The organism is Falsiporphyromonas endometrii (genome assembly GCF_042654485.1).
Lineage (GTDB): Bacteria > Bacteroidota > Bacteroidia > Bacteroidales > Porphyromonadaceae > Porphyromonas > Porphyromonas endometrii.
Window position 1 is genome coordinate 25,134 of record NZ_JBHSGO010000216.1, and the last position, 14,719, is coordinate 39,852.

13 protein-coding genes are annotated in these 14,719 nt (G+C 37.5%); 10 read left to right on the plus strand and 3 right to left on the minus strand.

What is annotated here, in order from left to right; translation table 11 throughout:
• Positions 1-460 precede the first annotated feature (460 nt).
• The 8 genes from ACFO3G_RS09475 to ACFO3G_RS09510 all read left to right on the plus strand — a co-directional run bounded on the left by ACFO3G_RS09475 (position 461) and on the right by ACFO3G_RS09510 (position 9,440).
• The gene (locus ACFO3G_RS09475) at positions 461-961 is read left to right on the plus strand and encodes a ferritin (protein WP_380080265.1); all 501 of its coding nucleotides are present in this window, start codon (positions 461-463) and stop codon (positions 959-961) included.
• Between the two features lie 535 nt (positions 962-1,496).
• Entirely contained in the window at positions 1,497-2,954 is a 1,458-nt protein-coding gene (locus ACFO3G_RS09480; RefSeq protein ID WP_380080323.1) for a Do family serine endopeptidase, read from the plus strand.
• Between the two features lie 530 nt (positions 2,955-3,484).
• Positions 3,485-4,348, plus strand: coding sequence for a sigma-70 family RNA polymerase sigma factor (locus ACFO3G_RS09485; protein ID WP_380080267.1), 864 nt, complete (start codon positions 3,485-3,487; stop codon positions 4,346-4,348).
• A 391-nt stretch (positions 4,349-4,739) separates the two neighbouring features.
• Positions 4,740-5,324, plus strand: coding sequence for an FKBP-type peptidyl-prolyl cis-trans isomerase (locus ACFO3G_RS09490; RefSeq protein ID WP_380080269.1), 585 nt, complete (start codon positions 4,740-4,742; stop codon positions 5,322-5,324).
• Between the two features lie 22 nt (positions 5,325-5,346).
• Positions 5,347-6,150 (plus strand): FKBP-type peptidyl-prolyl cis-trans isomerase, encoded by an 804-nt coding sequence (locus ACFO3G_RS09495; protein ID WP_380080271.1) that lies wholly within the window; start codon positions 5,347-5,349, stop codon positions 6,148-6,150.
• 100 nt (positions 6,151-6,250) lie between these two features.
• Positions 6,251-7,159, plus strand: a complete 909-nt coding sequence (locus ACFO3G_RS09500; protein ID WP_380080273.1) for an FKBP-type peptidyl-prolyl cis-trans isomerase — start codon at positions 6,251-6,253, stop codon at positions 7,157-7,159.
• A 149-nt stretch (positions 7,160-7,308) separates the two neighbouring features.
• Positions 7,309-7,578 (plus strand): hypothetical protein, encoded by a 270-nt coding sequence (locus ACFO3G_RS09505; protein WP_380080275.1) that lies wholly within the window; start codon positions 7,309-7,311, stop codon positions 7,576-7,578.
• Between the two features lie 932 nt (positions 7,579-8,510).
• Positions 8,511-9,440, plus strand: coding sequence for a magnesium transporter CorA family protein (locus tag ACFO3G_RS09510; protein WP_380080277.1), 930 nt, complete (start codon positions 8,511-8,513; stop codon positions 9,438-9,440).
• 114 nt (positions 9,441-9,554) lie between these two features.
• Here ACFO3G_RS09510 and ACFO3G_RS09515 read toward each other — a convergent pair whose 3' ends face one another.
• Positions 9,555-10,187, minus strand: coding sequence for a SanA/YdcF family protein (locus tag ACFO3G_RS09515; RefSeq protein WP_380080325.1), 633 nt, complete (start codon positions 10,185-10,187; stop codon positions 9,555-9,557).
• A 1,020-nt stretch (positions 10,188-11,207) separates the two neighbouring features.
• Here ACFO3G_RS09515 and pta point away from each other — a divergent pair.
• On the plus strand, positions 11,208-12,212 hold the full coding sequence (gene pta / locus ACFO3G_RS09520; protein ID WP_380080279.1) for a phosphate acetyltransferase: 1,005 nt from the start codon (positions 11,208-11,210) through the stop codon (positions 12,210-12,212).
• Between the two features lie 32 nt (positions 12,213-12,244).
• On the plus strand, positions 12,245-13,444 hold the full coding sequence (locus ACFO3G_RS09525) for an acetate kinase (protein WP_380080281.1): 1,200 nt from the start codon (positions 12,245-12,247) through the stop codon (positions 13,442-13,444).
• 110 nt (positions 13,445-13,554) lie between these two features.
• Here the strand turns inward: ACFO3G_RS09525 and ACFO3G_RS09530 are convergent, their stop codons facing one another.
• Both ACFO3G_RS09530 and ACFO3G_RS09535 read right to left on the minus strand, forming a co-directional pair.
• On the minus strand, positions 13,555-13,911 hold the full coding sequence (locus tag ACFO3G_RS09530) for a hypothetical protein (RefSeq protein ID WP_380080283.1): 357 nt from the start codon (positions 13,909-13,911) through the stop codon (positions 13,555-13,557).
• Between the two features lie 180 nt (positions 13,912-14,091).
• Complete coding sequence (locus ACFO3G_RS09535; RefSeq protein WP_380080285.1) at positions 14,092-14,700, minus strand: FKBP-type peptidyl-prolyl cis-trans isomerase; 609 nt, start codon at positions 14,698-14,700, stop codon at positions 14,092-14,094.
• Positions 14,701-14,719 lie beyond the last annotated feature (19 nt).

Consider the following 14,719-nt stretch of genomic DNA (forward strand, 5'->3'; position numbering starts at 1 on the left):
CATACGTACGATGTAAATAAATGTATCGAAGGTAAAAACATCAACGATCATTGATAATAGTTTTTGAACGTATTGAAGGACTAAAAAAGTTCAAGATCATAGTTTTCCCATTGTTTTAAGCTCTTTCAATCAGTTTCAGGCTGTGGAGGTCTGATTCTCCATGGTCTTAATGATAAGCATTGGTTAAACATAAATCCATACAAGATTGTTATATAAGAAAGAAGAGCAACGAACTTATGACACTAAGGTTACTTTGTATTTATTGATAATAAGCATTGAACTTAAAGATTCATAGTTCATCCATGTTGTCTGATAATTTCTCTATATAAGAGACTTAAGGAATTTCTTTCAGACAATTATGACATTAATTCAAATAAGTTCGGAATATTCCTTTCTGGTATATAATTTGTATAACATTTATCAGAATAACAATAACAACAACAATTAAATATTTCGTATTATGAGACTAACAGAAAAAGTAAGAAAAGCAATCAACGACCAAATTAACGCTGAGATGTGGTCCTCTAACCTATATCTTTCAATGTCAATGTTTCTAAAGCATGAAGGATATGATGGATTCTCAGCTTGGATGATGATGCAATCACAAGAGGAACTTGGACATGCCTATGAAATGGCAGACTTTGTAAACAAAAGAGGTGGTAAAGTAGAAATCACAAAAGTTGATGCTGTACCGACAACCTTTGACGGACCACTGGACATATTCGAAAAAGCATATGAACATGAATGCAAAGTTACAGAGTTGATAGAAGGAGTAGTAAAAGTAGCAAGCGAAGAAAGAGATATGGCAACTCAAGACTTTTTCTGGAAATTTGTTCGTGAACAGGTTGAAGAAGAAGATTCAGCTTCTCAGATTGTGTCAGACATCAAACTTGCAGGAGATCTGCATATCAGTTTAATTGATCATAGCATTATGGAGAGAAGAAGAAGCGATAAAAAGTAATCATAGAAGCTGTTTCGAGTTTATTGAGAATAAATATTAGAATTCAAATTTGAATCTATTCGTATTGTTTCAAGACTTTCTCAATCGGTCTTAAGATAAATAAGACAGAATCACATAAAAAGTTTCTTCAAACAAAGCCAAAGTAAATCCCGAACAGCTTTATTATGATGCGAAAATATTCCGATTGTCTACAGTCCGGCCCAATCCTCAAAAATGATGATTGGGTCGGGTTTTGTAAAACTTGTATATAACAACATACATATCTCATACAATATTCTCGGTCAACTTTCGTTGTTCAAAAATGATTGTCTAACTAAGGCTATTATTAGATGTAAGCATCGAGAATTATTGCCGAATGGAGTAAATAAGTTTTTCGGATTAATCAAGGTATATCTCAAATAATCTGTTATTTGCTTCAACATATAGATAAAACGGAAATTACTTTACAAGTAGATCGACGACATAAAGATTAGACATAGGTATTAAAGCTAAATGAAAGAAAGCCTAAATGTTTAACTTTAGAAAAAGGAAAATGATGACAACTAAAAATTGTTGGAAACTGGCAGCAGCCTGTGCTGTTGCCTTCACATTGGGTTATAGACCTATTTATGCAGGTAACCAGCACTTGTCTGTTGGTTATGCGATGACATCAGTGGATCTTGGTGGTCCTGACTTGACCAGTGCAGCAGAATCTTCTGTACACGCAGTTGTACATATTAAGGTAGAAGGCACACAAGAAGTTACCCAATCTCAATTTATGGATCCATTCGAATTCTTTTTTGGAGGATCCGAAGGTCCACAGAGGAGACAAATGAGACCCGTGGTTGGCTATGGCTCCGGGGTTATTATCTCTCCTGACGGATATATTGTTACTAACAACCATGTTATTGACAACGCAAATAAAATCACCGTCACATTAAATGATAATCGTACATTCTCAGCAAAACTGATTGGAGCGGACCCTGGAAGTGACATTGCCCTTATCAAGATTGATGCAAAGAACCTCCCCACCATACCTTTTGGAGACTCAGACAAATTGAAATTGGGAGAATGGGTACTGGCTGTAGGAAATCCTTTTAACCTTACATCAACTGTTACTGCAGGGATTGTAAGTGCCAAGGCAAGATCTACCTCAAGTCCCAAACCCGGTAAAATGCAAGTTGAGTCTTTCATCCAAACAGATGCTGCCGTTAATCCGGGCAATAGTGGTGGAGCTTTGGTCAATTCGAAGGGAGAACTGGTTGGTATTAACACTATGATCTTTTCTCAGACCGGGAATTATGCGGGCTATTCTTTTGCCGTACCTATCAGTATAGCGTCAAAGGTGGTAGAAGACTTAAAGAAATATGGTACAGTCCAACGTGCAGTAATGGGAATTACAATTGGTGACATCAACGAAGACTTAACCAAGAAATATGACCTGAAACTTCATGAAGGAGCTGTAGTTACAGGCTTTGCCGATGTATCTTCTGCTCTTGCCGGAGGAATCAAAGAGGGTGATGTCATCACATCAATCAATGGGAAAGACATCAAAAATATTGCATCTCTCCAAGAGCAAGTTAATAGATATAGACCTGGTGACAAGATAAAGGTTACAGTTAACCGTAAAGGTTCAACATTGGTCAAAAATGTAATACTTAAGAATCTTCAAGGTGGTACCTCTTTTGTGAAATCACAAGGAATCAATGAGCTTGGTGCATCTTTTGAATCTATCCCTGACGATATCAAAATGAGCTATGGTATATCTTTCGGTGTAATTGTCAAATCGGTTACAAAGGGCAAGTTTATGGATGCCAATATCAAAAGCGGCTTGGTTATCCTTAGCCTAAATGATCAGCCCGTGTCAAGTCCGGAGGATGTTTCAAGGGTTGTCAACCGTGTAAACTCAAATAGCTCTAAGGATGAGAAGAATCTGATTGTCAAAGGATTTTATCCTCCAAATGGCAATGTTAAATTCTTCGTAGTAAACCTTGGAGACAAACCCAGAAGATAAAAAATCACCGTTTGGATTTATTGAAGTCTTCTTCTCTAACAGACTCAAAATAAATCCAAACGGTTTATGATCTCCAAAATACACATTAGGGCAAAGAATAATGCGAACAGAATTATTGGCTCCATTTTGGATTCGCCAAAGGAATAGTGGATTATGATCCCTCCGACGAAGCTAAAAGAGCACATATAATTGGAAATCATCCTACTAAGTTTTCTTTCAGAGAAGTTTGTACAATCTTTTGTCTGATGACATTTTGGGATAAATTGATTAACTTTGCAGACTGCATTGCGCAGTAGCATAATAACCCATAAGTCTGTAACAGGATGCGATTTAGCATGATACAGATTTAGGTGTTATAGTAGACCAAGAAGGCTAAACATAGATTGATCTTTTGGTGCTCATTTGTGCATTATAGCGACAAGATCGCTCATAAGCCGGAGCAAAAGAAATAACATCCAGACCAATTCAACGCACAGCCCAAAGGGAATACTAAAATACACCAAACAGATAATAAGCATAAGGAGTAATAGATGAGGCAGTTAAAAATTTCAAAATCAATCACAAATCGTGAAAGTGCATCTCTTGATAAATTCTTACAGGAGATTGGTCGTGAAGAACTAATTACTGTAGAGGAAGAAGTCGAACTTGCACAAGCGATTAAACGTGGAGACAGATCTGCTTTGGACAAGCTCGTAAGGGCAAATCTACGTTTCGTGGTTTCAGTAGCTAAGCAATACCAAAACCAGGGATTAAGTCTTCCTGACTTGATTAATGAAGGTAATCTAGGATTGATCAAAGCAGCTGAAAAGTTTGACGAAACGAGAGGTTTTAAGTTCATCTCTTATGCTGTATGGTGGATTCGACAATCTATTCTTCAAGCTTTGGCTGAGCAATCTCGTATTGTTCGTCTTCCCCTCAACCAAGTTGGGACACTCAATAAGATTACAAAAGCTCTTCAAAAGTTTGAACAAGAGAACGAACGCAAACCTTCTTCATCGGAATTGGCAGAAGAGTTGGACCTTCCTGTAGAGAAAGTTGCCGACACATTAAAAGTTTCCGGAAGACATATTTCGGTAGATGCGCCATTCGTTGAAGGAGAGGACAATAGTTTGCTTGACGTTCTTGTGAATGATGACACCCCCAACACAGACAAAGAACTTATGGATGAATCTCTGGCTCGTGAGATTGACCGAACATTGTCAACATTGACAGACAGAGAAGCTCAAATTGTCAAACTATTCTTTGGTATTGGAGGTCATCAAGAGATGACACTGGAGGAGATTGGAGATAAGTTTGGTCTTACACGAGAGCGTGTACGTCAAATTAAAGAAAAGGCCATCAGAAGGCTTAGACAAAACAACAGATGCAAATTGTTGAAAAGCTATTTGGGCTAAGTCTCACTGTTTCTTATCGGGGCATAACCATACACCAGCATAAGATGTTGAAAAGTGTCACCCACTAATGAGTTAACTCATATGGGGGATTGACAAAGATCCAAACATAGATAATAATACAAGGAGATGAATCAGACTTAAATTGATTCATCTCCTTATTTATTTTTAATATCATCAGTAATCATCAATGCACAATATACCTCTAACGACAAATACCCGTTTATATAAAAATACAATTAGATATGATATTCAAGCAAAATGGTTATTTTTGTCCTTTGTTGTTTAGTGTATATCTATCCTTATTACAAAGAACAAACTAAAATGTAATGTTTAATAACCCAAGAGGAGCGAAAGATATCTAAGCAACTACTAATTAGAACCCTTAAAAAATATGGACAAAATAAGTTATGCTTTAGGGCTTAGCATTGCGAGCAACTTCAAAGCCAGTGGCATAGATCAGATTGATATATCTGAATTTATGCATGCATTAAATGATGTGTATTCCGGGCAATCTCCGGCAATCAGCTTTGAGGAGGCACAATCTGTGATGAATAGCTTTTTTGGCGCACTCAAAAACAGGTTAGCCAAACAAAACCTGGAGCAAGGAGAAGAATTTTTAAAGATTAATGGTCTTAAAAAGGGCGTCACAACAACTAAGAGTGGTCTTCAGTATGAAGTAATCAAGATGGGTAAAGGCAAAAAGCCCACAGCCAACGATACTGTCAGATGTCATTATCACGGCACTCTAATCAATGGTACTGTATTTGACAGTTCGATGGATAGAGGCGAACCGGCAGAATTTCCATTAAATGCTGTTATTAAAGGATGGACAGAGGTACTTCAACTGATGCCTATCGGATCAAAATGGAAAGTTACCATACCTGCTAATCTTGCATATGGGGAGCAAGGTGCCGGTGATATAATTGGTCCAAACACAACCTTGATTTTCATCATCGAACTCTTAGATATTATATAAGAAACACAAAAACAGACTGAATATGAAGTATTTGAATCTTTTTATGGCATCAGCCATTGCTTTGTCGTTGATGTCTTTTACAGCTAAACCAAAAAAGCAAAAGCCATTTAAGCTTACGACACAAGCTGACTCTGCGGCTTATGCTCTCGGAATACTCAATGGGACAGGATTTAAAGGAAGTTTATCCAATATTCCAGGAGATTCTCTTAGCCACGACATTATCTTAAGAGGCTTTAATGAAGCATTTAAGGGAGATAAGACTTTGATTTCTCCGGAAGAGGCTCAACAGCTTTTTATGAATTATTATCAAGAGACTTCCAAAAAGGTTAGTGAAGCCTATAAAAAAGAAAATGAAGCATATCTTGAGAACTACAAAAAGCAAGAGGGTGTCAAAACGACAGCAAGCGGCCTTGCTTACAAGGTTTTAAGAGCATCAGAAGGTCCAAGACCTACAGTACAAGACACAGTAGTCGTTCATTACGAAGGAAGGACTATCGATGGGAAAGTATTTGATAGTTCTTACGAAAGAAAAGAACCTACAACCTTCGGCTTATTGCAGGTTATACCGGGATGGACAGAAGGGTTGTGTCTCATGAACAAAGGATCTAAATATGAACTTGTGATTCCGTCTAATCTGGCTTATGGCGAAAGAGGTGCATCATCGATGATTAAACCTAACTCCACACTTATATTTGACATTGAGCTTCTTGACATCAAACCTTATGTAGAAAAGGAAGCCCCAACAGTCATCACTAACAAAGAGGGGCAAACGTCTGACAACAGCAAAAAGGCGAAAAAAGCAAAAAAGTCAACAAAGAAGAAATAAGTTTCATTTCAGAGCTAATCATATAGTTCACAATGGCTTGCAATCCTTCTTAAAAGGGATTATTTAATAAAGAATATAATAAACTAAACTCATAATTATTATGAAAAAGATTTTTCTATTAGGTGCTGTTGCCATTGCTTTGGCAAGCACTTCATGTAACAAAGGTGGAAATGTAGACCTCAAGTCACCTAAAACTCACGAAGACAGTTTGGAAATTGCACTTGGTGTAATGAGTGGTATGCAAACATCTCAGATGTTTCAGATGGCAGCAATGCAAGGTGTAAACATCGACTCCGCTGAATTTATGAAAGGCTATGAAAGGGGTATCGAAGACACATCTAAGTTCTCATACTATGTTGGTGCACTTCAAGGGATCCAACTTAGTAAAAGCCTTAAAGAAGACTCTGTAAACGTTAAGAATGTGTATGCAGCTTTCACTAAGTATATGAAAGCACATGGCAAAGATATGGCCATTACAGATGAGCAGGCAAATCAAATTCTCCAAGAGCATATGATGAAGAAACAGGAGAAAGAGATGAGAAAGCAATTTGGTAAAAACATCGAACTTGGAGAAAAGTATGTAGCTAAGTACAAACAAGAGAATCAATCTGCGATTACAACTAAATCCGGTCTTGTTTACAAAGTGATAGAAGAAGGTAAAGGAGAGGCTCCGACTCTTCAAGATACAGTGATGTGCGACTATGTATTGTACGATATTGATGGCAAAGAACTTCAGAAAGACGATGATACTAAGTTCCCTGTAACAGGAGTGATCAAAGGTTGGACAGAAGTTCTTCAACTTATGAAACCTGGCGAAAAGGTAGAAGTTGTCATTCCTCAAGAACTCGCTTATGGTTCAAAAGGGAATTACAGTATTGAGCCATTCTCAACACTTAGATTTGAGATGAAACTCAAGAAAGTACTCAAAGCTAAACCTGTTGATACAAAAGCACAAATAGAAGAGGTTTCAAAAGATATAAAAAACGGAGACATTAAAGTTTCTAAATAATCAACTGTATTTTTTGTGACTATAGAAAAGGGTTTGTACCGAAACAGTACAAACCCTTTTTTCATCATTCCATCAATGATCATGCTCACAAACTTATTGCAAAGAAGTATCTTTTTTAGTATCTTAAGCAGAGATAACGAGTAAAAGCCATGGAGATAAACATATTACTTACCATACTTTTGATAATCATTTCGCTTGGTGGATTGTTCCTCCAAAAGGGGAAGATATGCATTATTGAAGAGGTGCAAATCAATGACTATGTAACCATCAAATACAATCTCAAAAATGCTCTTTATCAAGAAGCTGTGAAGCTCATATTGAGAGGGTGTTATTTATTAAATATTGTTACCTTAACTAATGCTCAAAAAGCTACTCAAACAACACTGAATCAACTCCAAAATCACAAATTCGAGGGTTAGGGTCATCTGACCTTCTTCCCGACTGTGCCCGTTTTTATAGTACGAAACGGGCTTTATTTATGCGCTATATTAACAAATAAGCTCGCGCGAGAAGCAATCTGTTCTCGCGCGACTTTCGATCCGTTGTCGCGCGACCTTGACATGCGAAGTCGCGCTACTTCAAGTGCAACCTCGCGCGAGTTTACTTTCAAAGTCACGCGAGGATAGATTGCAAGAGTCGCGCGACCTTCCAAAAAAAGCAGCCTGAAAGCTATTTTTAAGCCACCGAAAGACAATTTAGAAATAGCTTTTATATAATTTAACATATAACAATACCCATAAATCTACCTTCTGTCTATTTTTGTAGAGATAATAGCCTTTTTTAAATCAAAAACAGGCTGTTCTTCTCCTCTATAAACATCCTGACATATTTACATTATTTATCTATTAAGTGGCTATTTAAGCAAAATAGAACAACACATTTTGCGATTCAAATTCGAATTGAAATAGCAAAAGGCTTGAAAATTAGCAAGTTTTTATATGGCAAATCACGATCACAAAAGAATTTAGATTAATGAGATCACGACAAAGCTATTAACAATAAGGATGTTATACAAAATGCATCAAAAACAGTATCTTAAATAAAAAGAGTTATCTTTGCACGCAATGTATGCCCAAAAGCAAGTGTTTTCAGATCAACATTTAACTTTGAGCATGATGTTTAATGATAATAGCAAATCATATGGAAGATCCTTTACCGACAAGAGAATGTAAGAACGAGCCTCGATCGAGAAGCTTCAAATTCCTACGGTTATAGGACATGCCTATTGAAAAAGCTAAGCATACAATACTCACATCAGTATATCTCTTAGTCTCTTTTCATAACGCATCTCCTATTCCGCCGGATTGTATTACGTAACCAAGTGCGAACATCTAAATTTAGGAGATAAGTAATGAAAAGATATATTTACCCTTTTGAGGGCTTTATTGAAAAAGACACAATTGAAAATGGTTGCTGGATATCGCTTGAAAATCCAAGTTCAGAAGATCTTCTGACAGCAACAAACGAATGGGGAGTTCCCGAACAATTTTTGAGTGACATAGCCGATACAGAAGAGCGTCCTCGTACAGAAGAAGAAGATGGGTGGCAACTAACTATTTTGCGCATTCCCATTGAATCTATCTCTGATGATGATATCAGCTATTCTACCGTACCTATCGGTGTAATTATATCAGAATCCAAGGAGCTCATCGTGAGCGTCTGCTATTTTGAGACAAGAGTACTACCCGACTTTGTTGGATATTCCAAACGAAAGGGTATTGTCATCAAGACTCAAGCAGATTTCCTTCTTCGCATGATTTATAGTTCTGCTGTATGGTTTCTCAAATATCTTAAGCAGGTAAATGCCGAAGTTACTCGTGCCGAATCTGCACTTGAGCAATCCATCAGCAATCAGGCTCTTCTTCGACTAATGAGGCTTCAAAAAAGTTTTGTCTTCTTCAATACCTCACTCAGAGGCAATGAAGCTATGATTGGCAAACTTCGAACAGTTTATCGAGGGGACTTCGATGAAGATTTAATGGAAGATGTTCTGATTGAGATGAAACAGGCAAGCAATATGGTTACGATATACAATGATATCTTGACAGGAACAATGGATGCCTTTGCCAGTGTCATTTCGAATAATGTAAACACAATAATGAAACGCATGACAAGTATATCCATGTTGCTGATGATGCCAACATTGATTGCAAGCTTATATGGTATGAACATGCGTCTTCCCATAGCAGAAAGTGAGTTCGCATTTGTTGCTGTACTTCTGATTTCAGCAGCATTGTCCGCCATTATGTTCTATATCTTCAAGCGAATCAAATGGTTATAATCATTTAACTATTTTTCAGCTTACTATAAATGAATTGTAATAGTTCAGAGTGCTATGTGAGCAAAAAGGGGCTGTGTCAAAATTCCATTTGGCGCAGCCCTTTTTGCTTATATATCAACGGAAAAACTGTCGAAAAGCGACACTATCTATTTGTAAACTATAAGGCTTGGGATTAAAGATTCCATCCGAAAAAGCTCTTATTCGGGCAAAATATTCTCTGGTCCTTGTCTTAAAAGAGAAATAACCATCGATATCTTTGGCATTATAACCGACAACCTCAAGCCCATTCTTATTAGCAAGATAAACTGCACGTTCATTATGAAATTTTTGACTTACCACTATGAAACTTTTAAGATGATATATCAACTTGGCCCTTAAAATAGTATCATAGGTTCTTTTGCAATGTGCATCTAAAATAATAGACTTGGCAGGTACACCTTTTTTGACAGCGGCAATCTTCATTTCATGTGGCTCATTAAACTCACCATTCTTATCATTTCCACTCATGATAAGATACTTCACTTTACCCGATGTATACAGCTTGACAGCCGCATCTATACGAGTCACAAAATATGGATTATCTTTCCCGGATTCGAGCCTTGGATTGGTACCCAAAACTATCGCATATTCAGACTTTGGAATATCATGTATAGTTCCAAAAACTTTTCCACGAGCATTATATTCAATAATCTTGTTGCTGACAACTAATAGCAAAAAAAGCAGTATAGCTAATCCGCAAATTACCATCAAGATCTTTGTGTACAATGAATTTCTCACTTTTATAAAACAATTAAATTAAGGTCTCAGACACTCTCCATCATTCTTTTTGATAGAACAAACATACAAAAAGCTAAAATACATCCGAAACCAAACGATCTATAACTTACAACAATAACAACTCAATTCATCTTAGTAATTATAAAAACTAACTCATCGATCCCCAAAAATCCATGCTAGAACTATGCATTTTAATTTTATAAGAGACATTAGCTCTAAGATGATTGTTAGTGTAGAGCATAGTAAATTGTTAAAGGCTCGTTCTCTTTCTAATATTTTGAGTCTGATTACTGGTGAAAATTATGATGGTGAAGGTAGGGTTACTGTTACTGGCAATAGCCCTTATTAAACCCAAAAATGTCGATAGAACATCGAAGTATCACATACATTCAAATATTCAAAGCCCTTTTTCCCTTTATCACATCGCACCCAAATGGTAGAAAAATTTAGTAGACAAGAATCATTTTGTAAGATTATAAAACGATGATATATATGTATTAAGAATAATAATTTTTAATGACGGTCATTAGAATCTGCCGTCTAATGACAAATCAGAGTTTATATATGGAAATATCCTTTACCTGGGCCATATGGAATTGTAGAAAGAATGTAATGAGTTGTTACCCTTTGATGAGGCAAGATGATTAGATGGAATGCGGTATCAAATAGCTTAGAACAATTGAATCCAAAGGTAATCTGAGCTTCTATCGACATAGGGGACAAAACACATTTGATCGAGTCAATTATTAATAAGTGGAGATAGACTTCTATCCTTTATTCCTTTTGATTACTTTTGTATGGATATAGGTGTGCCGATAAGTCGGCGAAGTATCGTCTTGCTACTATTACGCACAATATAGCACTCCTTATTGCATAATTAAGGCCTGTTTATATTGCAAAAGCTTATCTGACATCATCAGGGGGAGACCTCTAATAGATTGATTTCTCCTACTTTATCCTTGAAATACATATTAATAAAAAAACAATATTATGAACGTATTAGATCAAATCATCAGCCAAGCACAAGCAGCTCCTCAGCGCATTGTGTTTCCTGAAGGAACAGAACCACGTACACTACAAGCCGTAGAAAAGTTGGTTAACGACAAAGTAATCGTACCTATTCTTCTTGGCAAACCGGAAGAAGTTAAAGCTAAAGCTAAAGAACTTGGTCTTAAAAATATCGAAAATCTACAGATCGTAGATCCCGACAACAACGAAAAGAGACAAGCTTATATAGATCTTCTTTGTGAATTAAGGAAGAAAAAAGGAATGACGCCTGAAGAGGCTGCCAAACTTGTTAGCAACCCTCTTTATACAGCATGCCTAATGATTAAGAGTGGTGATGCAGATGGTGAAGTAGCCGGAGCCATCAATACTACCGGCAATGTCCTAAGACCGGCTCTACAAATTATCAAGACTGCTCCCGGCTTTAGCTGCGTAAGCGGATTCTTCCTTCTCTTCACAAAGTCTAATCTTGGTGAAAATGGTCTTATCTGCTGTGCAGACTGTGCCGTAATGCCTAATCCAAACGCAGAGGAGTTGGCTCAAATTGCTGTTGCATCTGCAGGCTCAGCAAGAACACTTGCAAACATCGAACCACGTGTAGCCATGCTAAGTTTCTCTACCAAAGGAAGTGCTAAACACGAAGTTGTTGACAAAGTTGTTGAAGCAACAAGATTGGCACAAGAAAAGGCTCCTAATGAACTTATTGATGGAGAGCTTCAGGCTGATGCAGCTCTTATCAAAGAGGTTGGCGAATTGAAAGCACCAGGTAGTCCTGTAGCAGGAAAAGCTAACGTGCTTGTATTCCCGAATCTTGAAGTCGGAAACATCGGCTATAAACTTGTACAACGCTTAGGTGGAGCCGAAGCTATCGGACCTGTATTGCAAGGAATGGGAGCACCTGTTAATGACCTCAGCCGTGGTTGCTCTGTAGACGACATCTACAAACTGGTAGCTATAACAGCTAACCAAGCTATTGCTCTTAAGAAATAATCATTTTGACAAAAAACTCAGAACATCAAATTATGAAAATCTTAGTATTAAACTGTGGTAGCTCCTCAGTAAAATATAAGCTCATCGACATGCCTAAGGGTGATGTATTAGCTGAAGGTGGAGTAGAAAAACTTGGCTTACCTGACAGCTTCCTTAAGCTAAAAATGCCTGATGGGAAAAAGGTAGTTTTGGAAAAGAATATGCCGGAACACACCGTAGCTGTAGATTTTATACTCTCAACTCTTAAGAGTGAAGAATATGGCTGCATCAAGGACTATTCAGAAATCGAAGCTGTAGGTCATCGTCTTGCACATGGTGGTAGCAAATATGCCAACAGTGTAGAGATTGGACCGGAAGTAATCAAGACTCTCGAAGAATGTACAGACCTTGCTCCTGCTCACAATCCTGCCAACATCAAAGGTATCCAAGCTGTATCTGCTATCTTACCAAATATTCGCCAGGTGGGCGTATTCGATACTGCATTCCATCAAACAATGCCGGATTATGCTTATATGAGTACATTGCCTTACGAAATGTACGAAAAGCATGGTGTTAGACGCTATGGTTTCCACGGAACAAGCCACAGATATGTAAGCCACAGAGCTTGCGAAATTTTGGGTGTGGATTTCAACAGTATCAACATCATCACTTGCCATATTGGTAACGGAGCTTCTATCGCTGCCATCCAAAAAGGTAAAGTAATAGATGTTTCTCTCGGACTAACCACGGTATCCGGACTTATGATGGGTACTCGTTGTGGTGATGTTGACCCGGGAGCATTGACATTTGTTATGGAAAAGGAAAACATGACTGTTGCCCAACTATCAGAAATGATCAACAAAAAGAGTGGTGTACTTGGTGTTAGCGGTGTATCAAGTGATATGCGCGACCTTGAAGCTGCTATTCAGAAAGGCAACAAAAGGGCTATTCTTGCAATGAAGATGTATGACTACAGAATAAAGAAGTACATCGGCTCTTATGCTGCGGCCTTGGGTGGTGTCGACCTTATCGTATTTACAGGTGGTGTTGGTGAAAACCAATGGACTACTCGTGAAATTGCTTGTGAAGGCCTCGAATTTATGGGTATTAAGATTGACAAATCAATCAACACAGATCTTCATAGTGAAGAGAAGGTTATCAGTGCTGCAGACAGCAAGTGCAAGGTAATGGTAGTACCTACAGACGAAGAATATCTAATTGCTAAAGACACAATGGAAATTTTGTCTAAGTAATTGATCAAATAGGTCAGTAAGTTACCGGCCAAACAAAACATCAAGGGGTTGTAATTGCATAAATCGCAATGTACAACCCCTTGTTAATTTCACAAGTTCGAGAAAGATTCTTAATCTTCCATATTCATGATCGAATCTTCTGCATTGGTCAAAGTATTATGTATCTCCTTTTCAACTTGAGCACTACCAAGCTCACTTAGTTTGTTATTAACTTTCTGCTCAAACTCAGATACAGCATCTTTGATTTTTGATTCCTCTTTAGAACTAATTGACACATCCGGATCAATATCTTCCAACATTTTACCGGCTGTTTCAAGAGCTATATTCTGAACCTCATCGACTGTCAAAGCATTTTCAACATCAATACCGGCTTCATTATAAAGCTTGACAATCTTATCAACATCCTCGCTATGTCCACAAGCCATCATAACCATAGCAAAAGCGCAAAAGAAAATAATTTTCATCATAGTCAATAATGTCTTTATAGTGTTCTGCAAAGGTAAAAAAAATAATGTTAAGGTTTTATCATCTTGCAAACTAAGACCTAAGCTATTTTCAGATGAAATGTCAGTATAATAAAACAGCTTCTTAACATTACACAAGGAGTGCAATATTAAGAAGCTGTATCTAAAAATCTACTGTTAACCTTATTTCAAGATATCAAGTAATTCTATTTCGAAAATCAAAGTCGAATTAGGTGCAATATCTCTGCCTGCTCCTCTTTCGCCATAAGCAAGATTAGAAGGAATCGTTACCTTCCACTTAGAGCCTATCGGCATGAGCTGAAGCACCTCTGTCCATCCGGGGATTACTCCTTGCAAAGGGAATTGTGCCGGCTCTCCACGCATCACAGAGCTATCGAAAACAGTACCATCGATAAGCATTCCATGATAATGACATTTTACAGTGTCTTTGAGAGTTGGTTTAGCACCATCACCCTTCTTAAGAATCTCATATTGAAGGCCACTTGCAGTAGTTGTTACTCCTTCTTTTTGAGCGTTTTCTCGAAGATAATTCTTACCCAGAACCTCATTTTGTGCAGCCATCTCAGCCTGTTGCTTTTGTAGTTTTTCTTGTAGTTTGCCAAAAAATTCATTCAAAACACCGGATGCTTCTTGACTCGTCATCTTTGGTTCCTTACCATCCATAGCTGCTTTCATGGCATCTTGAAAAGAATCCATGTCCAACTTTTCAATGCCTGTAGCTTTAAAATTGCTGGCTATACTCAGTCCCAGCGCATAACTTACTTTATCCATAAAATAATAATTAATGTAC

Excerpts from the sequence above, each read along its gene's own strand:
- ACFO3G_RS09505 (WP_380080275.1), top strand. The coding sequence starts at position 7,309 with ATGGAGATAAACATATTACTTACCATACTTTTGATAATCATTTCGCTT.
- ACFO3G_RS09485 (WP_380080267.1), top strand. The coding sequence starts at position 3,485 with ATGAGGCAGTTAAAAATTTCAAAATCAATCACAAATCGTGAAAGTGCA.
- ACFO3G_RS09535 (WP_380080285.1), bottom strand. The coding sequence starts at position 14,700 with ATGGATAAAGTAAGTTATGCGCTGGGACTGAGTATAGCCAGCAATTTT.
- ACFO3G_RS09475 (WP_380080265.1), top strand. The coding sequence starts at position 461 with ATGAGACTAACAGAAAAAGTAAGAAAAGCAATCAACGACCAAATTAAC.
- ACFO3G_RS09480 (WP_380080323.1), top strand. The coding sequence starts at position 1,497 with ATGACAACTAAAAATTGTTGGAAACTGGCAGCAGCCTGTGCTGTTGCC.
- ACFO3G_RS09495 (WP_380080271.1), top strand. The coding sequence starts at position 5,347 with ATGAAGTATTTGAATCTTTTTATGGCATCAGCCATTGCTTTGTCGTTG.
- ACFO3G_RS09530 (WP_380080283.1), bottom strand. The coding sequence starts at position 13,911 with ATGATGAAAATTATTTTCTTTTGCGCTTTTGCTATGGTTATGATGGCT.
- ACFO3G_RS09510 (WP_380080277.1), top strand. The coding sequence starts at position 8,511 with ATGAAAAGATATATTTACCCTTTTGAGGGCTTTATTGAAAAAGACACA.
- ACFO3G_RS09490 (WP_380080269.1), top strand. The coding sequence starts at position 4,740 with ATGGACAAAATAAGTTATGCTTTAGGGCTTAGCATTGCGAGCAACTTC.
- ACFO3G_RS09500 (WP_380080273.1), top strand. The coding sequence starts at position 6,251 with ATGAAAAAGATTTTTCTATTAGGTGCTGTTGCCATTGCTTTGGCAAGC.
- ACFO3G_RS09515 (WP_380080325.1), bottom strand. The coding sequence starts at position 10,187 with ATGGTAATTTGCGGATTAGCTATACTGCTTTTTTTGCTATTAGTTGTC.
- pta (WP_380080279.1), top strand. The coding sequence starts at position 11,208 with ATGAACGTATTAGATCAAATCATCAGCCAAGCACAAGCAGCTCCTCAG.
- ACFO3G_RS09525 (WP_380080281.1), top strand. The coding sequence starts at position 12,245 with ATGAAAATCTTAGTATTAAACTGTGGTAGCTCCTCAGTAAAATATAAG.